Genomic DNA, 26136 nt, shown 5'->3' with positions numbered 1-26136 from the left:
TCGCCCGCCCGGGTGAGGGGCCGTCGTCGTGCGGGCGGGAGACGACCGCCGTCCGGGGCGCCCTCTAGGGTGTGCCCATGGACACACCCACGCCGCCCCGTCCCACCGGGTCCCACCCGACCCGGGCCCCGGCCCGGCCACGGCTGCGCCGCTTCGTCCGCGAGTTCTCCTATCCGCACGGCATCCACCCGGCCCTCGTGCCGGGCGTGTCCGTGGAGGACCGCCGGGTGCGCTACGGCGTGGACCGGGTGATCCTCGCCGTCGTCGGCCTGCTGGTGGTCGGCTTCGTGGTGTGGGGCGTGCTGCAGCCGGACGCCGTGCTGGCCGTCTCGAGCGCGGCCCTCGACTGGGTGATGGTCCACGCCGGCTGGCTGTTCGTCCTGCTGGCCATCGGGATGGTGGTGTTCCTGCTGGTCCTGGCGTTCTCCCGGTACGGCGAGATCCCGCTGGGCCTGGACGGGGAGAAGCCGGAGTACTCCACGGCGAGCTGGTCGGCCATGCTCTTCGCGGCCGGCATCGGCATCGGCATCATCTTCTTCGGCCCGTACGAGCCGCTGACCTACTACCTGGCCCCGCGCCCGGGGGCGTACGAGGCGGGGAGCGAGGAGGCGGTGACGGGCGCGCTGGCCCAGGCCGCGCTGCACTGGGGCGTGAACGCGTGGGCGATCTACGCGGTCGTCGGCCTGTCGGTCGGCTACGTGTCCTACCGCCGGGGCCGGGTGCCGCTGATGAGCTCGATCATCGCGCCGCTGTTCGGCGACTCCCAGCGCAGCGACTCGGTCGGCGCGCGCCTGATCGACGGGCTCGCGATCATCGCCACATTGTTCGGCACGGCGGCCTCGCTGGGCATCGGCGCCCTCCAGATCGGCCGCGGCGTGGAGATCGTCTCGGGCTGGTCGGCGCCGGGGAACACGGTGGCGCTGGGGATCATCGTGGTGCTCACGATCGGCACCATCTTCTCGGCGGTGTCCGGTGTGGCCCGCGGCATCCGGTGGCTGTCCAACATCAACATGCTGCTCGCCCTCGGCCTGGCGCTGTTCTTCTTCGTCGTCGGCCCGACGGCGTTCCTGCTGAACATCGTGCCCGGCGTCCTGATGGACTACGTCTCCTCCGCCCCGGACGCCCTCGGCGCCTCGATGGCCCAGGGGGAGGACATGCAGGAGTTCCTCTCCAGCTGGACGATCTTCTACTGGGCGTGGTGGGTCAGCTGGGCCCCGTTCGTGGGCGTGTTCATGGCGAAGATCTCGAAGGGTCGGACCATCCGCCAGTACGTCCTCGGGGCCCTGTTCATCCCGGCCGCGGTGATCGTCGGCGCGTTCACGATCATCGGCGGCACCACCATCTGGCTGCAGCGGACCCAGGGCTCCGTGGCGCCGGACGGCACAGCCGCGTCGCTGCCCGCGCCGGCGGAGATCTTCTGGGTGGTCCTGGACCAGCTGCCCGGCGGCGGGCTGGTGGCCCCGGTCGTGATCGTCATGCTGGCGGTCTTCTTCATCACGACGGCGGACTCCGCCTCGATCGTGAATTCGCAGCTCTCGCAGCGCGGCGCCCCGGCCCCGCGCCGCACGATCACGGTGTTCTGGGCACTGTGCATGGCGGGCATCGCGGTCGTGATGCTGCTGACCGGCGGCGACACCGCGCTCACCGGCCTGCAGAACCTCATCACCATCACGGCGCTGCCGTTCACCGTGGTGCTCGTCCTCATGGCGGTCGCGCTCCAGCGCGAACTGGCCAACGACCCCTTCGCGATCCGTGACCGGTACCAGCGGGCCGCCGTCGAGAAGGCGACGGTGCGGGGCCTGGTGGAGTACGGGGACGACTTCGCGTTCACGGTGGAGCGCACCCCGCCGGGCAGCTGGTACGCGGCCGGCGAGGGGTTCGACTCCACCGCCGCAGAGATCACCGACTGGTACCGCCGCACGGACGAGGACGGGAACCCCGTGGACTACGACTACGTGCTGGGCGAGTACCTGGACGAGGGGGACGGGGACGGCGCGGACGGGCCCGCCGGAGCAGGCCCGTCCGGCCGCTGACTCAGGCGCGCGGCTCCGGGGTGCCGACGAGCTGGGCGCGGGAGTCGGCGGTCGCGTGGGCGCGGGCTTCGACGATCTCCTCCTCGTCCTCGCCGAAGATGTCGCCGCGTGGGGCGTCGTAGCGGTCCCGGTCGAGGATGCCCTCCTGGGAGGCCACGAGCGCGGGGATGAGGGCCTGGCCGGACACGTTGAGGGCGGTGCGGCCCATGTCCACGATCGGGTCGACGGCCAGGAGCAGGGCCATGCCCTCGAGGGGCAGCCCGGCGGTGGACAGCGTGAGCGTGAGCATCACGGTGGCGCCGGTGGTGCCGGCGGTCGCGGCCGAGCCCAGCACGGACACGAGTGCCACGAGGGCGTACTGGCTCAGGCTCATGTCGATCCCGTAGAACTGGGCGATGAACACCGCGGCCACGGCCGGGTAGATCGCGGCGCAGCCGTCCATCTTGGTGGTGGCGCCCAGCGGGACGGCGAAGGAGGCGTAGCCGGTGGGCACGCCGAAGTTGCGCTCGGCCACCCGCTGGGTGACGGGCAGCGTGCCGAGGGAGGAGCGGGAGACGAAGCCGAGCTGGAACGCCGGCCACACGCCGGTGAAGAACTGCTTGACGGAGAGCCCGTGCAAGCGCGCCAGCACCGGGTACACCACGAGCATCACGAGGGCCAGGCCCACGTAGATCGCCACCACGAACTTGGCCAGCGTGCCCATCGTGGACCAGCCGTACGAGGCCACGGCGTTGCCCAGCAGGCCGATGGTGCCGATCGGGGCCAGGCGGATGATCCACCACAGCAGCTTCTGGATGATCGCGAGCACCGAGCGGGAGAACGTGAGGAACGGGGCGGCCTTCTCGCCGACCTTGAGCGCGGCCACGCCCACGACGATCGCGATCACGAGGATCTGCAGCACGTTGAACGTGGGGGAGGAGGCCAGCGCGCCGTCCTCGCCCGCCGTGGTCTTGACGGTCAGGCCGAGGAAGTTCGCCGGCACCAGGGAGGTCAGGAAGTCGAGCCAGCCGACGTCCTTGGCCTGGTACGACGCCGGCGCGGTCTGGCCGGTGCCCACGCCCGGCTGCAGCACGACGCCGACGGCGAGGCCGATGAGCACCGCGATCAGGCTCGTGATGGCGAACCACAGCAGGGTCTTGGCGGCCAGGCGGGCCGCGTTGGTCACCTGGGCCAGGTTGGCGATGGAGGCGACGACGGCGAAGAAGACCAGCGGGACGACCGTGGCCTTCAGCAGGCTGATGTAGATGCTGCCGACGGTGGCCAGCGTCTCGCCGAGCCAGGTCGGGTGCTCGGAGGTGTGCCCCGTCGCGCGGGCGATCAGGCCCAGGACGAGGCCGAGGACGAGGGCGGCGGCGATCTGCCAGCCGAAGTTCGACGTCCAGGCGGGGAGCCGGCGTCGGGGCGCCGGTGCGGGGGAGGACTGTGCGGTGCTCATCCGGGGAGGTTAGGCGGTCCAATACCACGGCGACGAAACGGATTGCGCCATGTGACGTCGTGGTGACGTCCGTCTCGCCCCCGCGTGGCCCAGCGCGGGGGCCCTGTGACGTGGCCCGCACCCGGGTCGCCGGTTTGACCCCCGGGCATAGAATCGCGGAAACACCCGTCCCGAAAGGCGCCTTCGTGACCAACACCAGCACCGGTCCCAGCCCCGAGCCCGTCCACTCCTCCTCGGATCCCTTCGGCTTCTTCGGCCTCACCTATGACGACGTCCTGCTGCTGCCCAACGCCACCGACGTGATCCCCGCGGACGCGGACACGGGCACCCGGCTGACCCGCAACATCCGCTTGAACATCCCCATCGTCTCCGCGGCGATGGACACCGTGACCGAGGCCCCCCTGGCCATCGCCATGGCCCGCCAGGGCGGCATGGGCATCATCCACCGCAACCTGTCCATCGAGGACCAGGCCCGCCACGTGGACACCGTGAAGCGCTCCGAGTCGGGGATGATCAAGGACCCCGTGACCATCGGCCCCGACGCCACGCTCGCGGACCTGGACGAGCTGTGCGCCCAGTACCGCGTCTCGGGCCTGCCGGTGGTGGCCGAGGACATGACGCTGCTGGGCATCATCACCAACCGCGACACCCGCTTCATCCCGCGCGAGGAGTGGGCCACCCGCACGGTGGACACCGCCATGACCCGCATGCCGCTGGTCACCGCGCAGGAGGGTGTCTCGCGCGCCGAGACCATCCACCTGTTCTCCCAGAACCGCGTGGAGAAGCTGCCGCTCGTAGACGATGCGGGCCGCCTGACCGGCCTGATCACCATCAAGGACTTCGACAAGGCGGAGCAGTACCCGGACGCCGCGAAGGACGACGAGGGCCGGCTGCTCGTCGGCGGCGCCGTCGGCTTCTTCGGCGACGGCTGGGAGCGCGCCATGGCGCTCGTCGAGGCGGGTGTGGACGCCCTCGTGGTGGACACCGCGAACGGCCACACGCACGGCGTGCTGGACATGATCGCGCGCCTGAAGAAGGAGAAGGCGGCCGCGCACGTCGACGTCATCGGCGGTCAGGCCGCGACCTACGCGGGCGCCAAGGCGATCGTCGACGCCGGCGCGGACGCCGTGAAGGTGGGCGTGGGCCCGGGCTCGATCTGCACGACCCGTGTGGTGGCCGGCGTCGGCGTCCCGCAGATCACCGCCATCTACGAGGCGGCCAAGGCCACGCGCCCCGCGGGCGTCCCGCTGATCGCCGACGGCGGACTGCAGCACTCCGGTGACATCGGCAAGGCCCTCGTGGCCGGCGCCGACTCGGTGATGCTCGGCTCCCTGCTGGCCGGCACGGCCGAGTCCCCGGGCGACCTCGTGTTCTACCAGGGCAAGCAGTTCAAGACCTACCGCGGCATGGGCTCCCTGGGCGCCATGCAGACCCGCAACGGCACGCGCTCCTTCTCCAAGGACCGCTACTTCCAGGCGGACGTGCCGGACGAGGACAAGCTGATCCCCGAGGGCATCGAGGGCCAGGTGCCCTTCCGGGGCCCGATCGCCTCGGTGGTCCACCAGCTCGTGGGCGGCCTGCGCCAGACGATGTTCTACACGGGCGCGTCCACGGTGGCCGATCTCAAGGAGAACGGCCGCTTCGTGCGCATCACCGCGGCGGGCCTGAAGGAGTCCCACCCGCACGACATCATGATGACCGTCGAGGCCCCGAACTACCGTTCGCGCTGACCCGCACGTCGGGTCCGGGGGGAGCCCCCGGACGGGGCGGCGCCGACGACACGGTCGGCGCCGCCCCGTGGCGCCTGGGCTAGGCTGGCCCGGTGACGAACCAGATTGAGATCGGCCGCGGCAAGCGCGGCCGCCGGGCCTTCTCCCTCGACGACGTGTCCGTGGTGCCCGCGCGGCGCACCCGGGATCCCCAGGACGTCAGCCTCACGTGGCGCATCGACGCCTACACGTTCGACATGCCCGTGATCGGTGCGCCCATGGACTCCGTGATGAGTCCGGAGACCGCCATCGCGATGGGGCGGCTGGGCGGTCTCGGCGTCCTCAACCTCGAGGGCCTGTGGACCCGCCACGAGGATCCGCGCCCGCTGCTCGAGGAGATCGCCGCCCTGGAGGCCGGCCCGGCCGGGACCGAGGCCACCCGCAAGCTGCAGGAGGCCTACGCGGCCCCCATCCGCCCCGATCTGATCACCGAGCGCCTCGCACAGATCCGCGAGGCCGGCGTCGTCGTCGCGGGCTCGCTGACCCCGCAGAACACGCAGGAGTTCTACCGCACCGTCGTGGCGGCGGGCGTGGACCTGTTCGTCATCCGCGGCACCACCGTCTCGGCCGAGCACGTCTCCTCCACCCAGGAGCCGCTGGACCTCAAGCAGTTCATCTACGAGCTGGACGTGCCCGTGATCGTGGGCGGGGCGGCCGGCTACACGCCGGCCCTGCACCTGATGCGCACCGGCGCGGCCGGTGTGCTCGTCGGCTTCGGCGGCGGCGCGTCCACCACCACGCGCCGCGCCATGGGCATCCGCGTGCCGATGGCCACGGCCATCTCGGACATCGCCGAGGCGCGCCGCGACTACATGGACGAGTCCGGCGGCCGCTACGTGCACGTGATCGCCGACGGCGGCGTCTCCACCTCGGGGGAGATCGTCAAGGCGATCGCCATGGGTGCGGACGCCGTCGTCCTGGGCGCCGCCCTGGCCCGCGCCACCGACGCCCCCGGCGGCGGCTGGCACTGGGGCCTCGAGGCCGCCCACCCGGAGCTGCCGCGCGGGCACCGCACCCACGTGGGCCAGGTGGCTCCGCTCGAGGAGGTCCTGTGGGGGCCCGGCCGCCACGCGGACGGCACGTCCAACCTGATGGGCGGCCTGAAGCGCGCCATGGCCACCTGCGGCTACACCGAGCTCAAGGACTTCCAGAAGGTGGAGGTCCTCGTGACCCCCACCCAGACCGTCTGATCCCCGCCGCCCCGAGGCGGCACCCCGACCGGAAGAGTTGATACGGCGTGCTGCGCACCGCCCTCAAGCCCGTCTGGCTGGCCACCCTGGTGCTGGCCCTCGTGGCGGCCGCGGTCTTCGTGGCGCTGTCCAAGTGGCAGTTCGAGTCCGCGGAGACGAACGCGCCGCCGCCGCGCACCCAGACCGAGAACGCCGTGCCGTTCCTGGAGCACGTGCGCCCCTACGAGGCCCTGCTGGGCTCGCAGGCCGACCAGGTGGTCACGGTCGAGGGGGAGTTCGTGCCCGGCACGGACGTCCTGGTCGGCCCGCGCCTGCTGAACGGCCGCGACGGCTACTGGACGGTCACGGCCCTGCGGGTGGCCGGCGCCCCGGACGGCGAGGTCGTCCCGGTGGTCCGCGGCTGGTCGGCCGACGCCGACGTCGTGGACCCCGCGCCCGCCGGGCAGGTCACCGTCACCGGGCGCCTGCTGCCCCCGGACGGGCCGCTGCCGCGTGAGGCCGCGGCCGAGGACACCGCCGACCGGCTCCTGTACCGCAGCCTGGCCCCGGCCCAGCTGGTGAACGTGTGGGACGAGCCGTCCTACGCGGCGTTCGTGGCGGCGTTCGAGATGGTCGACGCCGCGGGCGCCGAGACGGGCGCGGCCGGCCCCGGCGGGCTCGAGCCGGTGTGGGTGGCCCCGCAGCCGGAGGAGACCCAGATCATCTGGCTCAACGTCTTCTACGCCGTGGAGTGGATGCTCTTCGCCGGCTTCGCCCTGTTCCTGTGGTGGCGGTTCGTCCGCGACGACCACGTCCGGGACGAGCACGAGCGCCGGCTCGACGAGGAGTGGGCCGCACAGTGGCGCGCCGAGGAGCTCGAGCGGCGTCGGGCGGCCGCGCGCGAGGCCAAGGAGCGGGCCTTCGCGGCGCAGGCCGCGGCGCACCCACGCCAGGACCACGACGACGACGGGGCCGCGCGCCCCGACCCCCGCGACCCGGGCCCCCGTGGGCCCCGAGAGGAGCAGAGCCGATGAGCACCCAGCACCCCGGCCCCCAGCCGGTGGACCCGGCCAGCCTGCCGGATCCCGAGGACATCACGGAGGCCGACCTGCCCGAGCCGCCCCCGCGGCCGGGCCGGGAGCAGCGCCGTTTCGCCGGCACCCAGCAGCAGATCCGCTCCGCCACCCGCCTCTACGTGGTGTGCGCGTGGATCACCGGCATCATGCTCCTGCTGCTCGTGGCGGAGATGGTGCTGAAGTACGGCATGCACGTGGAGCTCTACGCGGGGGGCACCACCCTGGACGGGGACGCCAACGGCCTGGGGCTGCACCCCACGGACAGCGTGACCGGGGGAGTGAACCTGTCCCTGTTCATCCTCATCGCCCACGGCTGGATGTACGTGGTGTACCTGCTCGCCTCGTTCCGCCTGTGGTCCCTGATGCGCTGGGAGCCGCTGCGCCTGCTGGCGATGGCCGGCGGCGGCGTCGTGCCGTTCCTGTCCTTCGTGGTGGAGAAGCGCATGACCCGCGTGGTCCGGGACGAGCTGCACCGCTTCCCGGACGCCGCGCGGCGCTACTGAGCGCCTCGACTATCCTGGACGGGTGACGCAGAACGCCCCCCACCCCGACACCCCCACCCCGCTCAGCGACGTGATGCCCACGGTGCTGGTGCTGGACTACGGCGCCCAGTATGCGCAGCTCATCGCGCGTCGTGTGCGCGAGGCCAACGTCTACTCCGAGGTCGTGCCCGCCTCCACCCCGGCGGCGCAGATCCTGGAGCGCGAGCCCGCGGCGCTGATCCTCTCGGGCGGGCCGTCGTCGGTGTACGAGCCCGGCGCCCCGCAGCTGGATCCGGCGCTGCTCGAGGCCGGGGTGCCCGTGCTGGGCCTGTGCTATGGCTTCCAGTCGATCGCGCACGCCCTCGGCGGCACCGTGGCCAAGACCGGCACCCGGGAGTACGGCTCCACCCGCCTGGACTCGGTGGATGCCGACTCCGTGCTGTTCGCGGACCAGGACCTCGAGCAGGTCGTGTGGATGTCCCACGGCGACGCCGTGACGCAGGCGCCCGAGGGCTTCGCCGTGACGGCCTCCACCGCGGGCGCCCCCGTCGCCGCGTTCGAGGACCGCGAGCGCCGCATCTACGGCGTGCAGTGGCATCCCGAGGTGGGTCACTCCTCCCGCGGCCAGCGGGTGCTCGAGCAGTTCCTGCACGTGGGCGCGGGCCTGGGCGCGGACTGGACGGCCAGCGGTGTGATCGAGGAGCAGGTCGAGCGCATCCGTGAGCAGATCGGGGACAAGCGGGCCATCTGCGGCCTGTCCGGCGGCGTGGACTCCGCCGTGGCCGCGGCCCTCGTGCAGCGCGCCATCGGCGACCGCCTCACCTGCGTCTACGTGGACCACGGCCTCATGCGCGAGGGTGAGTCCGCCGAGATCGAGCAGGCCTTCGGCGAGGCCCACGGCGGCGCCCGCCTCGTGATGGTGGACGCGCGCGAGGACTTCCTGTCCGCGCTGGCCGGCGTCACCGACCCCGAGGCCAAGCGCAAGATCATCGGCGAGCGGTTCATCCGCACCTTCGAGAAGGCGCAGGCGGACATCGTCCTCGAGTCCGAGCACGACCCGGACGCCACCGAGGTCCGCTTCCTCGTGCAGGGCACGCTCTACCCGGACGTCGTCGAGTCCGGCGGCGGGGACGGGGCGGCCAACATCAAGTCCCACCACAACGTGGGCGGCCTGCCGGACGACATCGAGTTCGAGCTGTGCGAGCCGCTGCGCGAGCTGTTCAAGGACGAGGTCCGCGCCGTGGGCGCCGAGCTCGGCCTGCCCGAGGGCATCGTGCACCGCCAGCCGTTCCCGGGCCCGGGTCTGGGCATCCGCATCATCGGCGAGGTCACCCAGGAGCGCCTGGATCTGCTGCGCCGCGCGGACGCGATCGTGCGCGCCGAGCTCACCGCGGCCGGGCTGGACCGCCAGATCTGGCAGTGCCCGGTGGTGCTGCTCGCGGACGTGCGCTCCGTGGGCGTGCAGGGTGACGGCCGCACCTACGGCCACCCGGTCGTCCTGCGCCCCGTCACCAGCGAGGACGCCATGACGGCGGACTGGGCGCGGATCCCGGACGACGTCCTGTCCCGCATCTCGAACCGCATCACCAACGAGGTCGACGGTGTCAACCGCGTCGTGCTCGACGTGACCAGCAAGCCGCCGGGCACCATCGAGTGGGAGTGAGCGGCGCGTCCGGCGCCGCATCCGGCCGCCCCTGACCGGGGCGGCCGTCCGCACGAAGACCGCCTGGACCCAGGCGACGGAGGAAGGACCGCACGCACGTGACCGAGCAGGAGTTCCCGCGCCTGGCCCGCGCCCGCGCCGCCGCACGCCCCGACGAGGGGCAGACCCGCCCCGACCCGGCCGCCTGGGTGTCCTCCCTGGGCTCGGGCGCCGAGAACGACACGATGCTGCGGTTCGCGCCCTCGGCGGCCAACAGCATCGACCTCACGGAGGCGAACTCCTCCGGCGTCTCGCAGCTGCTGCTGGGGCGGCGCACCCGCCTGTCCACCCTGCTGCCGGCCGGCCCGGAGCTGGACGCGGCGCACGAGGTCTCCCTCGGCCTGCGCGCCAAGGTCCGCGAGCTGGCGGAGGAACGCGGCATCGACGTCGGCGCGCTCGCCGTGGGCGTGGCCACGTGGACGGCCGAGGAGGACGGTCGGCGGGAGCGCCGCTCCGCCCCCGTGCTGCTGGCCCGCGTGGCCCTGACGGTGCGCCGCGGCGCCCGGGGCCGGGACGAGCTGGAGGTCCAGATCACCGAGCCGGCCCGCCTGAACCCGGCGCTCGTGCGGAACCTGCGCCGGCACCACGGCATCGCCCTGGACCCCGAGGCGTACCAGCAGGCCGCCTACGCCACGGCGCGCCTCGAGCCCGCCCCCGCGTTCGCCCGCCTGCGCGAGGAGACCGCCGCGATCGCGGACCTGCACATCCAGGATTGCCTGCTCGTCTCCACGTTCGCGGACCTCGGCGAGACCGCCTCCCTGCCCGCCTCCCTCGAGGATCTGCCGGTCGTGCAGGCCCTGTACGACGCCGGGACCGGCATGGTGCCCCGCCCGGCGGCGCTGCAGCCCACGGGCGCGCCCGCGGAGGATGACGTCGCCCCGGCGGACGAGCGCCTCGTCGTCGACGTCGACGCCGCCCAGGCACGCGTGCTCGAGCACGCCGCGGCGGGGGAGTCCCTCGTGGTGGCGGCCGCCCCCGGCACCGGGCAGACCCAGACCGCCGCCGCCCTGGCCGCGCGCCTGGCCTGGGAGGGTCGGCGCGTGCTGGTCGTGGCCGAGCGCTCCGCCGCCCTGGCCGACGTGCTCGACCGCCTCGAGGAGGCGGACCTGCGCTCGATCGCGCTGGACGTGCCCGCCAACGCGGACCCCGAGCTGCTCCGCCGCCAGCTCGTGCAGGCCGTCCTGCGCTCCGAGCGGGCCGTGGACCCCGACACCGCCCGGGACGAGGCCGCCCTGACCGAACGACGGCGCCGGCTGCAGGAGCACGTCGGCTCACTGCACCACGTCCGCCCCCGCTGGGGCTGCTCGCCGTTCCAGGCGATGCAGGCCCTGGCCGCCCTGACCGGGCTCGAGACGCCGCCGGCCACCACCGTGCGCCTCAAGCGCTCCGTGCTGGACTCCACCGTGAACCGGCAGGCCGTGGGCGAGCAGCTCGTGCGCGCCGGGGAGCTCGGCGCGTTCTCGGCCGCCGCCACCGAGAGCCGCTGGTTCGGCGCCCGCGTGCGCAACGTGCAGGAGACCGAGGCCGCCTCGGAGCTGGCCGACGAGCTGGCGGCCGCCCTGCACACCACCCGGCGCGCCGTGGACACCGCCGCCGCCCAGGCCGGCCTGCGCCCCGAGCGCACGGTGGCCGGCTGGGCGGAGCAGGCGGACCTCTACCGCCGTGTGGCCCGCACCCTCACCGAGTTCACCCCCGAGGTGTTCTCCCTCGACGTGCCCCAGCTGGTCGCGGCGACCGCCACCAGCTCGTGGCGGCGCCTCCACCTGGTCGAGATGTCCTCGGTGACCCGGTCCCGCCTGCGCCGCGCGGCGAAGGACGCGGTCCGCCCGGGCGTGCAGCCCACGGACCTGCACGGCGCCCTCGTGGACGCCGCCGCCGTCCTGGAGGACTGGAACCGCCACGCCGCCGAGCCGGGCACGCCCCCGCAGGTGCCGGACCAGGGCGAGCACGTGATGGGCCAGGTCGGCCAGGTGCGCGAGCGCCTGCGCCGGCTCGAGGGCGTCCTCGCCCCGGAGGCCGTGGCCGAGGCGCCCTTGGAGGAGCGGGACGTGGACGACCTCGTGGCCGCCGTCGACGGGCTCGTGGCGGACCGCGACACCCTGGCCACGCTGCCCGAGCGCACCCTCGTGCTGGACAGCCTGCGCGACCACGGCCTGGCGGAGCTGCTCGAGGACCTGCGCGACCGCGAGGTGCCCACCGAGGCCCTGACCGCCGAGCTCGAGTTGGCGTGGTGGCAGTCCGCGCTCGAGGCGATGATCTCCGGGGACGACTTCCTGGCCATGATGAGCGGCACGGACCTGGCGGAGGTCGAGCGCGGGTTCCGCGACCTGGACCGCGCCCATCTCGAGCGCGGCGGCGCCCGGCTCTCCGCCGCGCTGGCCGCGCGCTGGCGGGAGGCGCTGCGCACCTATCGCGCGGACGCGGCCGTGCTGCGCACCCTGCTCAAGCAGGGCAGCCCCACGGTCGAGTCCCTGGCCACGATCACCCCCGAGCTCCTGCAGCCGCTCGTGCCGGTGGTCACCACCTCGCCCATGGCCCTGTCCGAGTTCCCCCCGGAGTGGCGCGCCGACGTCGTCGTGCTGCTGGAGGCCGACGCGACCGCCCTGGCCACCGCGATGGGCGCGCTCACCCGCGCCCCCCAGGTGGTGGCCCTCGGCGACCCGGTCATCGGGCGCCCGCAGTCGTTCCAGGTGTCCGTGGACCCGACGGCGACCGCCGGGCCCCTGCGCCCGCTGCGCTCGGCCCACGACGCGCTGGACGAGGTGCTGCCCACCCTGCCGCTGCGCACCGTGCACCGCCCCCTCGAGCGGCGCCTCGTGCGCCTGCTCTCCGCGCTCGCCTATGACGGCGCCCTGGACGCGCTGCCCACCGCGGGCGAGGCCACCGGCCGGGATCGTGCCGTCACGGCCGAGTACCTGCCCGAGGGCACCGGCATCCCGATGACCGGCGGCGACGTGGTCGAGTCCACGAACGCCGAGGTCGCCCGCACCGTGGAGCGCGTGTTCGAGCACATCCGCGACCGGCCCGAGCAGTCCCTGGCCGTGGTCACGGTGTCCGAGCAGCACGCCCGCAGGGTGGCCGCCGCCGTGCAGGCCACGGCCGCGCAGGCGCCGTGGGCCCACGAGTTCCTCGCCCGCGGCCGCGGCGAGGACGCCGCCGACGCCGAGCCGTTCGTGATCGTGCCGGTCGTGCGCGCCGCCTCCGTGGTGCGTGACGCCGTGATCCTCACCCCCGGCTACGGCCGCACCCCGCACGGCCGCGTGGTGCACCACTTCGGCGCCTTCTCCGACCCGGACGGCGAGCGCATGGTCACGGTCGCGCTCACCCGGGCACGCCGCCGCCTGCACCTCATCTCCGCGCTGCGCGCCGCGGACCTGGACGAGGACCGGCTCGACGGCGGCGCCCTCTGGTTCCTGCGGCTGCTCGAGGCCTACCTCGGCGAGGACGCCGCGGATCCGGTGGGCATGGTGGGCGACCCGCTGCTGGCCGATCTGCGCGACCGTCTCGAGGAGCACGGCGCCCGCGTCCTGCCCCGCTACGCCGGCGTCATGGACCTGGCCGTGCTCGATCCGCGCGCGGACCGGGACGAGGCGCCCCGTCCGCTGGCCCTGGCCGGCGACGGCGGCGAGGTGTACCGCGCCCTCACGGTGCGGCAGCGCTCGCGGACCCTGCCCGAGGGGCTCGAGGCCCGCGGCTGGGAGCCCCGGACCCTGTGGGCGATCGACGTGTTCGCGGACCCGGAGTCCGTGGCCCGGGAGCTGGCCGACCGGCTGGGCGTGGAGCCGGCGGACGAGACGGACGAGACCGACGACGATGTCCGCTGACGGCGCGCCGCGCCGCCGCGGCCCGCGCCGGGCGGACGCCCCGGGCACCGGCCCGGCAGCCGCCGACGGCCGCGAGCCGCGCCTGCCGGGGATGCCCCGGCTGACCGGGCAGGCCGGGACGTCGCCGGCGACCGCGCCGACCGGACATGAGGCCGGGGTCGAGATCGGCGCGGCCGAGGCCGAGCACGACCGCTGGCTGCGCGAGCAGCGCCCGCCCCACTGGGGCTGAGCCGGCCCGATCCGGCCGGGTCAGTCCGCGGGGGCGGAGGACGAGGACGACGTCGAGGACGTCGAGGACCCGGCGGCCGAGTCCGAGGTCGATCCGCCGGCCGAGCCGGTGCCCCCGGTGCCGGAGCGCGAGTCGGTCCGGTAGAACCCGGAGCCCTTGAAGCTCACGCCGACCGAGCCGTACTGCTTGCGCAGGACGCCGCCGCACGCGGGGCACTCGGTGAGGGCGTCGTCGGTGAAGGCCTGGACGACGTCGAAGGCGTGGCCGCAGTCCTTGCAGCGGTAGGCGTAGGTGGGCATGCTCAGCTCCAGCTCGCTCGGGGCGCGCCGGGGCGCGCGGTTCTGGGGGGATCCGACCCCCAATGCTACTCCGCGCCGCGGGCCGGGCTCAGACCCAGCGCAGCCCGGCCGCGGTGACGACGCCGTCCACGGGCCGGTCCGTGGGCTCGGCAGGGATGGCGCCCGCCGGCAGCAGCTCGTCCTCGAACACGAGGGCCACGGTCGACACGCTCCGCGGCAGCTCGGCGAGGACGCGGTCGTAGTAGCCCCCGCCCTGGCCCAGGCGCATCCCGTCCTCGGCCACCGCGAGCGCCGGCATGACCACCGCGGCTGCCGCCGCCAGCGCGTCGGTCCCGAGTCGTTCGCCCACGGGCTCGTCCACGGGTGCGTTCGCGGCGCGCGCCGTCGCGGCCTCCGGGTGCCACGGAGCCCAGCTGAGGCGTCGTTCCGGCTCGATCACGGGGACGAGCACCCGCGCCCCCGCGGCCAGCAGGCGGGCGCGGAGCACACCGGTGTCCGGCTCGGTGGCCATCGGCAGCACGGTGGCCACCACCGGGGCGGTCCCGTCCGTGGTCGCCGCGGCCACGCGCGGACCCAGCCACGCCCACAGGTGCTCGACGGCGGCCGCGGACTCGGCGGCGCGGCGCGCGGGGGAGCGGTCGCGGCGGGCGGTGCGCAGGCGCGCACGCAGGGCGGCCTTGGCGTCCACGACGTCGTCGACGCCGGCGACGGGGCCCGTGGCGGCGGGCTCGGGCACGGGAGGGGGAGTGCGCATGTCCCCATGATGCCCGCCGCACCGGTGCCGCGCCCGGCCGCGCATAGGATCGACGCCATGTCCTGGCAGCGTTCCCCCTGGCCCGTGACCCTGCGGCACGGCACCTTCGCCCTGCGGCCGCTGCGGCGGCGGGACCGGGAGGCGTGGGAGGAGCAGCGGGCGCACAACCGGGAGTGGCTGACGCCGTGGGACGCCACGAGCCCCGTGCCGGGCGCGGGCCCGGCGTCGTTCGGGCAGATGGTCCGCTGGCACGGCCGCCAGGGCCGGGACGGCAGCGCCTACACGTGGGGCATGGCCCTCGACGACGACCGCCCGGACCGGGACCGCCTGGTGGGGCTGCTGTCCCTGGGCGGGATCCAGTACGGCTCGGTGCTCTCCGGCTCGATCGGCTACTGGATCGACCGTCGCGAGGCGGGTCGGGGGCTGACGCCGACGGCCGTGGCCATGGCGACGGACTGGGCGTTCCGCAGCGCCGGTCTGCACCGGGTCGAGGTCAACATCCGCCCGGAGAACGCGGCCAGCCTGCGGGTCGTGGCGAAGCTCGGCCTGCGCGACGAGGGCCTGCGGCGCGCGTACCTGCACGTGGACGGCGCCTGGCGGGACCACCGGACGTTCGCGGTGACCGCCGAGGAGGTCCCCGACGGCCTGCTGGCCCGGTGGCTGGCCACCCGGCCGCGCCCCTGAGCGGTCCGGCGGGACACGCCGCGTGCGGACACGCCGCGATGGCCGGGCCGGTCCGCCTCCGGCGCTAGGCTGACGGCATGGACGAGACCACCGCGCCGACGAGGGCCGTGCAGGCCGCGCTCGACGCGCTGGCCGACGCCCGGGTGAGCGCGTCGCTGGTCATCGTGGCCCTCGTGGCCTTCCTGGCCTGGCGGCTCGTGCTGCGCCGCCATCGTCTCGCGTCCGCCCCCGCCCGCCCGTCGATGCCGAGGTCCTTCATGCACCGCCTGCAGAGCTCGCCCGCCGTCCGTGCCCTGACCGCCCGGTTCTCGGGCCGCCTGAGCGCCGCCGCCGACGCGGCGCGCGCCGCCCGCGGCCGGACCGGCCTGCACATCCGGTGGGGGCGCACGGCGCTGTTCCTCGCCGTCCTCGTGGCCCTGCTCGTGTTCCTCGTGGCCGGGCTCGCCGCGGCGTTCGGCGCGGGCACGCTCGCCCTGGCAGGCTGGTCGCTCCTGTTCGCCGTGGCCGGGCTGGCCGGCCTGCGGGCCCTCGCGGTCCGCGACCGCACCCGTCGCGCCCGGCCCGCCGCCGTCGTCGTCCCGGAGCGCCCCACCGCCCCGGCGGCCGAGGAGCGGCAGGCCCCGCCCGCGGACCCCGAGCGGGACCGCCGCGTGCTGGAGACCGTGCTGGCCTTCGAGACCGAGGCGCCGCGTCCGGCTGCCGCGCCCGCCGCGTCCCGGGCCGAGCCCGTGGTGGTGACCGCCTCCGCCGCCGCCCCCGCAGCGGACCGTGCGGTGACCATCCCCGCGGTGCCGCGCCCCACCTACCTGGACGCCCCGGAGATGGCCCGCCCCCTGCCGGCGCCGCTCGAGACCCCCGCCCCCACCGGCGCGGACACCCGGCCCCAGGACGCCGCGCGCACGGCGGACGATCAGATCAGCGCCGCCGCCGAGCAGGACATCGCCGCCCTGGACCTGGACAACGTCCTGGCGCGGCGCCGGGCCTGCTGAGCCCCGCCGGGCGGGCGCGCCCGTGAGCATCGACCGAGCCGCCGCGCGCCAGGCCGTCCGCGCGTCGGGCGAGCGCTGGCTGCGCACCCGAGCCGACGCCCTGCACCTGCAGCGGGGACGTCGGCTCGCGCGCGTCCTGGACCTGGACGTGATGACCGGACGCGCGGGCGACGCCCGCGTCCGCTCCCGCACCCTCGTCCTCGCCCGCGACCCCCGACACCCCGCCGCCCCCGGCGCGGCGTGCCCGCCCGTCCCGGGCGAGCGCGGGATCCTGGAGGACGGCACCCTGTGGTGGTGGGCCCCCGCCGACCCCGTCCTGCCGGGCCTCACGCTGACCGCCGATCCGGACGCGCTCGCGGCCCTGATCGGCACGGCGCCGGGCCGGGCCCGCCTCACGTGGCGCGGCTACCGGCCGCGGGACCGCGCGGTCCTGGCCGTCGAGGCGACCGGCGACGACGGCGTCGTGGCCCGCACGTTCCTGAAGGTGCTCCCGCCCGCGCGGGCCGCACGGGTCGCCCGGCGCATGGCCGCGGCGGGGGCGGCCGGGGTGCCGGTGCCCGCCGTCCGCGCGGCGCCGGAGCACGGGGTGCTCCCGCTCGCCAGCGTGCCGGGCCTGCCCTGGCGGGCGCTGCTGGCCGGGCCCGAGGCCGCCGCGCTCGACCCCGCGCGGGTTGCCGCGCTGCTGGACCGGCTGCCGCCGGTGCCCGAGGAGCCCCCCGGCCCGGCGGGCCCCACGGCCGGGGCGGCCGCGGACGACGGCGGACCCGCCGTCCTGCTCGAGCACGCCACGTGGGCCGCCGTCGTGCTGGACCCCGAGGCCCAGGACGAGGCGGCCGCCCGGGCGGACCGGATCCGCGCGGCGCTCGCGGCCGGGGACCCCGGCCCGCGCGTGCCCGTGCACGGCGACCTGCACCCGGGGAACCTGCACGTGGACGCGGCGGGGGAGCGGATCACCGGCGTGCTGGACGCCGACGACCTGGGCATGGGGCACCGCGTGGACGACTGGGCCGTCCTGATCGCCCATCTCGAGGCGGGCGCCGTGGACCTCGGTGCCGGCGGCGCCGCGCTGCGCGCCGTGGCCGCACGGTTCCGGCGCCACGCCCGCAGCGAGGTCGACGAGGTGGCGCTGGCGGCCCGCGTCGCGACCGTGCTCGCCGCCCTCGCGGCGCAGCCGACCGCGCCCCGCGCCGTGCGGGCCGCCCGCCGTGCCGCCGCCGACGCCGCCCTGGCCCGCGTCGGCCTCTGACCCGCGACGGCTGCCGCCACCGTCGGGCCGGGCCGCCGGGCCGCCGCCTCGAGCGGCGGTCAGTCCGCGCCGAGCCCCTCCCGGAGCGCGTCGAGCTCGTCCCGGACGCGCGCGGCGCCGTCGTGGTCCCCGAGGGCGGACAGGCACTGGTGCAGGCCCGTGAGCGCGCCGAGGCGCACGAGCGTGGAGTCGGTGGAGTCGCACACCAGGCGGAAGAGCGTCGCGGCCTGCTCGGGGCTGCCGTCCTCGGCCACCACGTAGGCGGCGAAGAGCTCGGCCTGCGCGGCGCCCTCGCGGTCCCCGGCGGCCGTGAACAGGTCGGCGGCCTGCAGCGCGGTGGCGATCGCCTCCGGCCCCCGCTCGAGCGACCACAGGGCCCGGGCGCGGGTGTCCGTGTAGTCGGCCACCTGCCAGTCGGCGCCGGCGTCCCGCACGAGGGCGAGCGCCTCCTCGAGGAGGTCGAGGCCCTCCGCCTGGCCGGACTCGCACAGCAGGTACCCGTGCGCGTGCAGCGCGGCCGGCAGCACCGCCGGGTCCTCGTCCACCGCCTGGCGCGCGGCCGCGACCGCCCGCTCGAACAGGTCGAGGGCCGAGGGCCGGGTGCGTTCGTCGCGCTCGCGGTTCACGAGGGCGCCGGCGGCCAGGAGCGTGCGCGCGGCGTCCTCCCACTGGCCGTGGGCCTCGAACAGGCCGGCCGCCTCCCGCCACAGGGGCAGCGCGTTCTCGGCGCGGTCCTGGTCGTGGTGCGCGTGGCCGAGGTCCACGAGGGCGCGGGCCTGCTCGACGTCCCGGCCGTGGGTGGCCTCGCGGCGCACCAACCGGGCGAGCAGGGGCTCGGCCTCGTCGGCGCGGCCGGCGAGCACGAGCTGGTGCGCCCACCAGTAGCTCAGGCTCGAGGCCTCCGGCGCCTCGGCCTTCTCCGCGTGCACGGAGGCCAGCTCCCACGCGGCCACGGCGACCTCCTCGTACCCGTCGAGGTCGCCGGCCACGCGCCCGGCCAGGGCCGCCGCGGAGGCCGCGCCGCGCCGCAGACCGACCGAGGCCATCCGCTCCGCCGCCTCGAGCGCCAGGTCGAGGGCCGCCGTCGGACGGTCCAGCTCATGGGCGGCGATCGCCCGCACCGTGGTGGCGGAGGCCAGGACGGCCCGGGCGGCGGGCAGCGCGGTGACGACGGCGGCCGCCGCGTCCGCCTCGGCGTGCTCGCCCCGCCACAGGTGCAGGCGGGCGAGCAGCAGGTGCGCGCTGGACCACGAGCCGGTGGGCAGCAGGGCACCGGCCGCGCGCAGCCCGCCCAGGACGGCGATGACGCGGCGGGCCAGCTCGAGCGCGGCGTCCAGGTCCCCGGTGTGCACGCGGTGCACGGCCAGGGCCAGGGCGGCCTCGGGCAGGACGGTGTCCCCGGGGTCCTCGCCGGGAGCGCCCGGCTCGTCCTCCACGACGCCGGCCAGCACCGCCGCCTCGACCGTGTCCGGGTCGCGCACGAGGGCGGCGCCGAGCTGGGACTCGAGCTCGGCCTGCCGGGGCCGGCCGAGGTGGCGCAGCAGCGCCGCCCGGGCCTCCACCCAGCGGGTCAGGGCGGCCTCGTCCCCGACCTGGCCCGCGGCGACGGCGAGCGCCCGCAGCAGGGCGAGGCGGACGTCGTCCTGGCCGGGCCCGAGCGCGGCGAGACCGGAGTCGGCGAGGCGGGCGGACTCCCGGGGCTCGTCGCGCAGCGCGGCCTCGAGGGAGAGCTCCCACCAGCCTCGGGCGTCCAGGGCGGTCGGGGCGTCGGGCGCCGCGGTGCCGCGGGCCTGCCGGAGCAGGGCGCGCACCCGGTCCAGGGCGGCGTCGACGGCCGGCTCCACGGGGCCGCCGGAGGGGTCGTCCCGGTGGGGCGGGTCCTGCGGGGTGTCCACGGGCGCGGCTCCTTCCGGGGGGTGGGACGGGTGGTCCTCCAGCCTAGGGCGCGGGTCGGTGGACCGTGCCGCTGTTCGCGGTGGGCGGTGCTCGTAGACTGGCCGGGCCCGCGGCGTCGCCCGCCGCGGGCCGTCCCACTGCCGCCAGGAGACCGCAGCCATGAGCACCACCCCCGCCGCCCCGGACGCCGCCGGAGCGCACCCCGCAGGCCCGTTCCAGACCCGCGCCGGCGCCTACGCCCTGATCGTGGACGGCGGCCGCGTCCTGCTCAGCTCGTGGCAGGGGCCCGAGTTCCTGCAGTGGACGCTGCCCGGCGGCGGCATCGAACTCGGCGAGAGCCCGGAGGAGGCGTGCCTGCGCGAGGTCTGGGAGGAGACCGGCCACACCGCCGAGCTCACGGGCCTGCTGGGCGTCACGACCGGGACGATCCCGGTGGAGAAGCGCCTGCGGGGCGAGCCGCTGCCCCTGCTCACCGTGCAGGTCCTCTACACCGCCCGCATCACGGGCGGCGTCCTGCGCCCTGAGGTCGGCGGATCCTCGACGGACGCACGCTGGTTCGACCTCGCGGAGCTCAGCGAGCTGCGCACCGCCTCCTGGGTCACCGAGGCGCTCGCCCGTGCCGGGGTGGACACGTGAGCCGCCCCGCCCACCGCCGCCCGACGGCCCTCGCCGCCTCCGCCCTCGTGCTGTCGCTGGCCCTGGGGGCGTGCGCGCGGCAGGCGGACGCCCCGCCGACGCCCTCCGCGTCAGGCACCCCGATCACGGTCGTGCACGGCGGCGAGGGCCTGGAGGGCGCCGTCGCGGCGGTCCTGGCCCGTCACCTGCGCCTGCACGGCCACGCCGTGGCGGACGAGGACGGCGTCGCCGTGGAGCAGTCGGCGTGGTCCGCCGCCGGCGGGGACACGGTCGCCGTCGTGGACACCCTGGCCCTGGCCACCGCCGCCGACCCCGCAGCGGCGCTGCCGTCCCCGCCGTCGCCGGCGTCGACGCCGACCGGGATGGAGGCCGGCCCGTCCACGGACGCCGTGCCCACCGCCTCGGCCACCGCCTCGACCGCCGCCCCGAGCCCCACCGCGCTGCCCGTCGGCGACCCCGCGGCCGACGCCCCGGCGGCCGGGCGCGTCCTGGAGACGCTGCTCGCCGGGCAGACGTCCGCGGCGGGGACACCGCAGGACGAGGCCCCGGCGGTGCTGTCCTCGTCGGCGGGCGTGCTGCGCCTGACCGCGGTCGTCACCCAGACCACCGCGGCCCGGCTCGAGCTCGAGTCGATCACGGACCTCAACGGCCGGTGCGAGTCGCTCACCGCCGTCGCACCCCCGCCCCTGACCGCCGCGGCGGATCCGGACGCGGCCACGGCCCTGCGCGCCCGCCTGGACCGGCTCGCCGGCTGCCGACCCGAGACCTGGCTGGCCGACACCGAGGACCCGAGCGCCGCCCTCGTCGCGGACGAGGCCCAGGTCGCGCTGCTGACCGACACGGATCCGGAGATCGACGCGAACACGCTCGTCCCGCTCGAGGACGACGGCCGCGTGCTCCCGGAGGGGCGGCTGACCGCCGTCGGCTCCGCCGCGACGCTGGATGACGACGCCGAGCGGCGCATCGCCGAGGTGATGTCCGCCCTCGACGGCGACGGTCTGCGGGAGCTCGAACGGCTCACCACGGGCGCCGACCCGCTTCCGGCCGCCGAGGCCGCGCAGTACTGGCTGGTGGACCATGGCCTGGAGGACGCGCCTGAGGACTGGTTCGTGCCCCGCGGCTCCTGGTTCTGAGCCCGCACGGAGGCGGGGTGCCGGCCCGCGTCGCACGAGCTCGACTGTGATGCACACCGCCCGGGGGGTGCCATGATGGGGGCATGCCCACCCCGCATCCCCGCCAGATCCGCCAGTCCGCCAAGCTGCTGAACGTCCGGTACGACGTGCGCGGCCCCATCCTGGAGGAGGCGCAGCGGATGGAGGCCGCGGGCCACCGGATCATGAAGCTGAACATCGGCAACCCGGCCCCGTTCGGCTTCGAGGCGCCGGACGCCGTCCTGGCGGCGATGCACCAGCACCTGCCGCACGCGCAGGGCTACTCGGACTCCAAGGGCATCTACTCGGCGCGCACCGCCGTCTCGCAGTACTACGAGTCCCGGGGCATCCGGGACATCGGCGTGGACGACGTGTTCATCGGCAACGGCGTCTCCGAGATGATCACGATGGTCCTGCAGGCCCTGGTCGACGACGGCGACGAGATCCTCGTCCCCTCGCCCGACTACCCGCTGTGGACCGGCGCCACCACCCTGGCCGGGGGCCGGGCGGTGCACTACCGCTGCGTCGAGGAGGAGGGCTGGGAGCCCGACCTCGAGCACATCGAGTCCCTCGTCACGGAGCGCACCAAGGGCATCGTCCTGATCAACCCGAACAACCCCACCGGCGCGGTCTACTCCCGCGCCGTGCTGCAGGGCATCGTGGACGTGGCCCGCCGCCACAACCTCGTCCTCATGGCGGACGAGATCTACGAGAAGATCACCTACGACGGCGCCCGCCACATCAACGCCGCCGGCCTGTCCGACGACGTGCTCACCCTGACGTTCTCAGGCCTGTCCAAGGCGTACCGGGTGGCGGGCTACCGCTCCGGCTGGGTGGCCGTGTCCGGGCCGAAGCACCGGGCCGCCGACTTCCTCGAGGGCCTGACCCTGCTGGCCAACATGCGGATGTGCGCCAACGTGCCCGCGCAGCACGCCATCCAGGTGGCACTGGGCGGCTACCAGTCCATCAACGACCTCGTCCTGCCCGGCGGCCGGCTGCTCGAGCAGCGCAACCTCGCCCAGGACCGCCTGAACGCCATCCCCGGCGTGTCCGTGCAGCCGGCCCACGGCGCCCTCTACCTGTTCCCGCGGCTGGACCCGGAGGTCTACGCGATCGACGACGACGAGGCGTTCGTCATCGAGCTGCTGCGGGCGAAGAAGATCCTCGTCTCGCACGGCGGGGCGTTCAACTACCCGCACAGCGACCACTTCCGGCTCGTCACGCTGCCCAGCGTGAAGGACCTGGACGTGGCCCTGGACCGCCTCGAGGACTTCCTCGAGGACTGGAGGGAGCGCCATGGCTGACACCCCGGCCACCGAGGCGGGCCGTCCCGCCCGTGCCACTGATGACGGCGTCTTCGGCGCCCCCGCCCGGGAGCTGTTCGCCGCCCGCCGCGGGGACGAGGTCCGGGGCCCGGCCGACGTCGACGCCGCCGCGACGCCCGGCTACGGCGGGGACAAGGCGAAGGGCAAGAAGGACCTGGCCGCGCGCGGCGCGGTGCTCGCCGACCTGCAGGAGCTGCTGTTCGCCCAGTCGGTGCGCGACGCGCCCGTGGGGGAGGTGCCGTCCCTGCTGGTGGTCCTGCAGGGCATGGACACCGCCGGCAAGGGCGGGATCATGCGCCACGTGATCGGGGCGATGGATCCGCTGGGCGTCCACGTGCACGCGTTCAAGGCGCCGACCCCGGAGGAGCGCGCCCACGACTTCCTGTGGCGCATCCGACCGCACCTCCCGCGGCCCGGCCTGGTCTCCGTGTTCGACCGGTCGCACTACGAGGATGTGCTCGTGCACCGCGTGCGCGGGCTCTCCCCTCTGGCCGAGGTGGAGGAGCGCTACGGGGCCATCCGCGAGTTCGAGGCGGCCGTGCGCGCCGCGGGGACACGGATCGTCAAGGTGATGCTGCGGATCTCGCCGGAGGAGCAGGCCAAGCGCCTGCTGGCCCGCCTGGACGACCCCACGAAGCACTGGAAGTTCAGCGAGAGCGATCTCGATGACCGCGCGTACTGGGACCAGTACATGGACGCGTACCGGATCGCGATCGAGCGGACGGACACCGAGGACGCGCCGTGGTTCATCGTGCCGGCGGACCGCAAGTGGTTCGCGCGGCTGGCGGTGCAGCAGCTGATCATCGAGACCCTGCAGGGGATGGGGCTGGACTGGCCGAAGGCCGACTTCGACGTCGCGGCCGCCCGCCGTCGCCTGCTGGCGGGCTGAGCGCCGCCGTCGTCGCGCTGGGCGGGCAGTGGTGGCCGGACCTTGCCGAGCACGGGGCCGCGGTGAGTCGATGTACGGACACCGGGCGCCGCAGAGGCGCTCCGGATCCGATCCGAAAGGTGGACCCATGACTGAGAACGCCAACCAGAATGCCCCGCTGACCGGCAAGACCGTCGCGTTCCTCGCGACCAACGGCGTCGAGCAGGTCGAGCTGACCTCCCCGTGGGAGGCCGTGATCGCCGCCGGCGCGACCCCCGTGCTCGTCTCGCCGGAGTCCGGCACCATCACCGCGATGCAGTCCGACTGGGATCACGGCGAGTCCTTCGACGTGAACACGACGGTGAAGGACGCCAAGGCCGAGGACTTCGACGGCCTCGTGATGCCGGGCGGCACCCTGAACGCGGACGCCATGCGCGTCAACAAGGACGCCCAGGCGTTCGTGCGTGCCTTCTTCGAGCAGCACAAGCCGGTGGCGGCCATCTGCCACGCCCCGTGGACCCTGATCGAGGCCGGCGTCGTGGAGGGCCGCCGCCTGACCAGCTACCCGTCCCTGAAGACTGACCTGAAGAACGCGGGCGCCCAGTGGGTGGACGAGGAGGTCGTCGTGGACAACGGGCTGACCACCTCGCGCTCCCCGGACGATCTCGACGCCTTCAACGCCAAGGTCGTGGAGGAGCTGAGCGAGGGCAAGCACGAGGACCAGACCGCCTGACCGACGTCGGGCGCGAGTCGCGTGGGGGCGGGGGCCGGTGGCCCCCGCCCCCACCGTTTCCCGAACGAAAGCGGGGCGGAGGCCGCCGTTTCCCGAACGAAAGTGGGGGGGGCGTGGTCAGTCGACGTCGGGGGCGGCCTCGCCGCGCACCTGGTCGAGGCGGGCGCGGGCGCCGTCCAGCCAGGCCTGGCAGCGGTCGGCCAGCGCCTCCCCGCGTTCCCACAGGGCCAGGGACTCCTCGAGGCCGGCGCCACCGGCCTCCAGCCTCCCCACGGTCTCCATCAGCTCGGCGCGCGCCTGCTCGTAGCTCATCCGGGCCACGTCCGAGACGTCCGCGGAGGTGAAGCCCTCCACGCCGCTCGGGCGGCCCGGGTCCTGCGTCTGCTCCATGCCCTGCTCACTCATGCCTGTCGTGTCCTCTCGTGGGATGGGGTCGGGGTGGGCCGATGCGTCGCGACGACGTCCGCGGCGATCCGTCCGACCGCCACGAGGATGTCGAGCCGGTCGTCCGGGGCGACCTGGTCCGCGTCGCGCACGACCTGTCCGGCGTGCTGGACCACGGCGTAGCCGCGGTCCAGGGTGCGCTGCGGGGACAGGGCGCGGACGCGGGCGCGCAGCTGCGTGAGTGCGTCCTCCTCGCGGACGAGCCGGTGGCCCAGGGCGGACCGGCCGCGCTCGCGCCACCGGTCCGTCTCCTCCTGCCGGGTGTCCACCATCACGTGCGGACGGGCCAGCACGGGCCGGGAGCGCAGGGCCGCGAGCCCCTCGGCCTCGGCGCGCACGCGGCGCTCGACGGCCGCGGCCAGCCGCAGGCGCGCGTCGGCGAGTCCCGCGGCCTCCTGGGCCGCGTCCGGGACGATCCGCTTGGCCGCGTCCGTGGGCGTGGAGGCGCGCAGGTCGGCGACGTCGTCGAGGACCGGGCGGTCCGCCTCGTGGCCGATCGCCGAGACGACGGGCGTGCGCGCCACCGCCACGGCACGCACCAACGCCTCGTCCGAGAAGGGGAGCACGACCTCCTCGAGCGCCCCGCCGCCGCGGGCGATGACGATGACGTCCACGGTCGGGTCGGCGTCGAGCTCGGCGAGCGCGGCGGCCACCTGCCGAGGGGCCTCGGCGCCCTGCACGGCGACCTCACGGATCTCGAACTCGGCCGCGGGCCAGCGCAGCAGCGTGTTGCGCAGCACGTCCTTCTTCGCGTCCGAGTCGCGGCCGGTGATGAGCCCGATCCGGTGGGGGAGCAGGGGCAGGGGTCGTTTGCGCGCGGGGGAGGTCAGCCCCTCCTCGGCGAGGGCCCGGCGCAGCAGCTCCACGCGGGCCAGCAGATCGCCGAGGCCGACCGGGCGCATCTCCTGTACGTTCATGGACAGGCGCCCGGCCTTGAGCCAGAAGTTCGGCTTCACGCGCGCCACCACGCGGGAGCCCTGCTGGACGGTCCCGTCCAGGGTCGTGGCGACGTTCCGCCAGGCGGTGAGCGGCAGGGAGACCTCCTCCTCGAGGTCCCGCATGGTCATGTAGACGTTGCCGCGGTTGTTCTTGAACTCGATGAGCTGGCCCTCGATCCACGTGGCGGGCGCGCGCTCGATGTGGGCCTTGAGGTTCTCGGAGAACCGGCGCAGGGGCCACGGCCGCTCGGCGGAGGTCTCGCCCGCGCGGGCGGGCGCCGAGCCGGGCACGTCCGACGCCGCCGGGGCGCCCTCGGTCACGGGCTGGTCCATCCGGGTCCCTCCTGTCCGCGCCCGGTCCGCCCGGGCACGGGCCCACCGTACCGCCCTCGCCGGACGCGCAAGACGGCGCCCGGGCGTCCCCCGGGGCCGCCGCCGGACCGGTCGGGTGCTC

At 75.4% G+C, this 26136-nt stretch carries 22 protein-coding genes; 16 read left to right on the top strand and 6 right to left on the bottom strand.

Translation table 11 applies throughout. The features are described from left to right. Positions 1–77 precede the first annotated feature (77 nt). Positions 78–2033 carry a BCCT family transporter gene (locus AC0VX0_RS08325; protein WP_475451515.1) on the top strand — a complete coding sequence of 652 codons (1956 nt, stop codon included), beginning with the start codon at positions 78–80 and terminating at the stop codon, positions 2031–2033. A gap of 1 nt (position 2034) precedes the next feature. Here AC0VX0_RS08325 and AC0VX0_RS08320 read toward each other — a convergent pair whose 3' ends face one another. Next, entirely contained in the window at positions 2035–3468 is a 1434-nt protein-coding gene (locus tag AC0VX0_RS08320) for a dicarboxylate/amino acid:cation symporter (RefSeq protein ID WP_061867093.1), read from the bottom strand. A gap of 185 nt (positions 3469–3653) precedes the next feature. On the opposite strand from AC0VX0_RS08320, the gene guaB reads away from it, so the two are divergent. The 7 genes from guaB (at position 3654) to AC0VX0_RS08285 (ending at position 13719) form a co-directional block, all read left to right on the top strand. Beyond that, positions 3654–5198 (top strand): IMP dehydrogenase, encoded by a 1545-nt coding sequence (gene guaB / locus AC0VX0_RS08315; RefSeq protein ID WP_336644002.1) that lies wholly within the window; start codon positions 3654–3656, stop codon positions 5196–5198. Between the two features lie 92 nt (positions 5199–5290). Then, complete coding sequence (locus AC0VX0_RS08310; RefSeq protein WP_002857600.1) at positions 5291–6427, top strand: GuaB3 family IMP dehydrogenase-related protein; 1137 nt, start codon at positions 5291–5293, stop codon at positions 6425–6427. A 47-nt stretch (positions 6428–6474) separates the two neighbouring features. Then, a complete protein-coding gene (locus AC0VX0_RS08305) occupies positions 6475–7440 on the top strand; it encodes an SURF1 family protein (RefSeq protein ID WP_036384661.1) in 966 nt (321 codons plus the stop codon). Then, on the top strand, positions 7437–7985 hold the full coding sequence (locus AC0VX0_RS08300) for a DUF3817 domain-containing protein (protein WP_010080440.1): 549 nt from the start codon (positions 7437–7439) through the stop codon (positions 7983–7985). Before AC0VX0_RS08305 ends, AC0VX0_RS08300 begins: the two co-directional genes overlap by 4 nt. 22 nt (positions 7986–8007) lie before the next feature. Next, on the top strand, positions 8008–9627 hold the full coding sequence (gene guaA, locus AC0VX0_RS08295) for a glutamine-hydrolyzing GMP synthase (RefSeq protein WP_170079730.1): 1620 nt from the start codon (positions 8008–8010) through the stop codon (positions 9625–9627). A gap of 98 nt (positions 9628–9725) precedes the next feature. Then, positions 9726–13490 (top strand): DUF4011 domain-containing protein, encoded by a 3765-nt coding sequence (locus tag AC0VX0_RS08290; RefSeq protein ID WP_101965832.1) that lies wholly within the window; start codon positions 9726–9728, stop codon positions 13488–13490. Continuing rightward, positions 13480–13719, top strand: a complete 240-nt coding sequence (locus AC0VX0_RS08285; protein ID WP_101965831.1) for a hypothetical protein — start codon at positions 13480–13482, stop codon at positions 13717–13719. The genes AC0VX0_RS08290 and AC0VX0_RS08285 overlap by 11 nt, the downstream gene beginning before the upstream one ends. A 20-nt stretch (positions 13720–13739) precedes the next feature. Here the strand turns inward: AC0VX0_RS08285 and AC0VX0_RS08280 are convergent, their stop codons facing one another. Further along, the gene (locus AC0VX0_RS08280) at positions 13740–14018 is read right to left on the bottom strand and encodes an FmdB family zinc ribbon protein (RefSeq protein ID WP_041104378.1); all 279 of its coding nucleotides are present in this window, start codon (positions 14016–14018) and stop codon (positions 13740–13742) included. 88 nt (positions 14019–14106) lie between these two features. Next, the gene (locus AC0VX0_RS08275; RefSeq protein ID WP_475451512.1) at positions 14107–14772 is read right to left on the bottom strand and encodes a 5-formyltetrahydrofolate cyclo-ligase; all 666 of its coding nucleotides are present in this window, start codon (positions 14770–14772) and stop codon (positions 14107–14109) included. 57 nt (positions 14773–14829) lie between these two features. Here AC0VX0_RS08275 and AC0VX0_RS08270 point away from each other — a divergent pair, with 57 nt between their 5' ends. The 3 genes from AC0VX0_RS08270 to AC0VX0_RS08260 all read left to right on the top strand — a co-directional run bounded on the left by AC0VX0_RS08270 (position 14830) and on the right by AC0VX0_RS08260 (position 17691). After that, complete coding sequence (locus AC0VX0_RS08270) at positions 14830–15456, top strand: GNAT family N-acetyltransferase (protein WP_475451510.1); 627 nt, start codon at positions 14830–14832, stop codon at positions 15454–15456. A 77-nt stretch (positions 15457–15533) separates the two neighbouring features. Further along, positions 15534–16445, top strand: a complete 912-nt coding sequence (locus AC0VX0_RS08265; RefSeq protein ID WP_144825267.1) for a hypothetical protein — start codon at positions 15534–15536, stop codon at positions 16443–16445. A gap of 22 nt (positions 16446–16467) precedes the next feature. Continuing rightward, positions 16468–17691, top strand: coding sequence for a phosphotransferase (locus AC0VX0_RS08260; protein WP_269295474.1), 1224 nt, complete (start codon positions 16468–16470; stop codon positions 17689–17691). 59 nt (positions 17692–17750) lie between these two features. On the opposite strand, the gene AC0VX0_RS08255 is transcribed toward AC0VX0_RS08260, so the two are convergent. Then, on the bottom strand, positions 17751–19586 hold the full coding sequence (locus AC0VX0_RS08255) for a hypothetical protein (protein ID WP_138976807.1): 1836 nt from the start codon (positions 19584–19586) through the stop codon (positions 17751–17753). Positions 19587–19746: 160 nt separating this feature from the next. Between AC0VX0_RS08255 and AC0VX0_RS08250 the strand changes: the two genes are divergently transcribed. From AC0VX0_RS08250 to AC0VX0_RS08230, 5 genes are all read left to right on the top strand, one after another. After that, positions 19747–20223 (top strand): NUDIX hydrolase, encoded by a 477-nt coding sequence (locus AC0VX0_RS08250; protein WP_036316610.1) that lies wholly within the window; start codon positions 19747–19749, stop codon positions 20221–20223. Then, the gene (locus AC0VX0_RS08245) at positions 20220–21356 is read left to right on the top strand and encodes a glycine betaine ABC transporter substrate-binding protein (RefSeq protein WP_036316612.1); all 1137 of its coding nucleotides are present in this window, start codon (positions 20220–20222) and stop codon (positions 21354–21356) included. The genes AC0VX0_RS08250 and AC0VX0_RS08245 overlap by 4 nt, the downstream gene beginning before the upstream one ends. An 83-nt stretch (positions 21357–21439) precedes the next feature. Beyond that, on the top strand, positions 21440–22678 hold the full coding sequence (locus tag AC0VX0_RS08240; RefSeq protein ID WP_036316613.1) for a pyridoxal phosphate-dependent aminotransferase: 1239 nt from the start codon (positions 21440–21442) through the stop codon (positions 22676–22678). After that, the gene (locus tag AC0VX0_RS08235; RefSeq protein WP_036316615.1) at positions 22671–23588 is read left to right on the top strand and encodes a PPK2 family polyphosphate kinase; all 918 of its coding nucleotides are present in this window, start codon (positions 22671–22673) and stop codon (positions 23586–23588) included. The genes AC0VX0_RS08240 and AC0VX0_RS08235 overlap by 8 nt, the downstream gene beginning before the upstream one ends. A gap of 127 nt (positions 23589–23715) precedes the next feature. After that, positions 23716–24300, top strand: a complete 585-nt coding sequence (locus tag AC0VX0_RS08230; protein WP_010080458.1) for a type 1 glutamine amidotransferase domain-containing protein — start codon at positions 23716–23718, stop codon at positions 24298–24300. 117 nt (positions 24301–24417) lie between these two features. Here AC0VX0_RS08230 and AC0VX0_RS08225 read toward each other — a convergent pair whose 3' ends face one another. Together AC0VX0_RS08225 and xseA are read right to left on the bottom strand one after the other, a co-directional pair. Next, positions 24418–24705: an exodeoxyribonuclease VII small subunit gene (locus AC0VX0_RS08225; protein WP_043281217.1), complete on the bottom strand. Its 288-nt coding sequence runs from the start codon at positions 24703–24705 to the stop codon at positions 24418–24420. Continuing rightward, the gene (xseA, locus tag AC0VX0_RS08220; RefSeq protein WP_221846258.1) at positions 24702–26015 is read right to left on the bottom strand and encodes an exodeoxyribonuclease VII large subunit; all 1314 of its coding nucleotides are present in this window, start codon (positions 26013–26015) and stop codon (positions 24702–24704) included. The genes AC0VX0_RS08225 and xseA overlap by 4 nt, the downstream gene beginning before the upstream one ends. Positions 26016–26136 lie beyond the last annotated feature (121 nt).

Source organism: Micrococcus sp. iso_26, from assembly GCF_056172975.1.
Note: the sequence above shows the minus strand (reverse complement) of the source record. Positions and strands in the feature narration are given on the sequence as shown.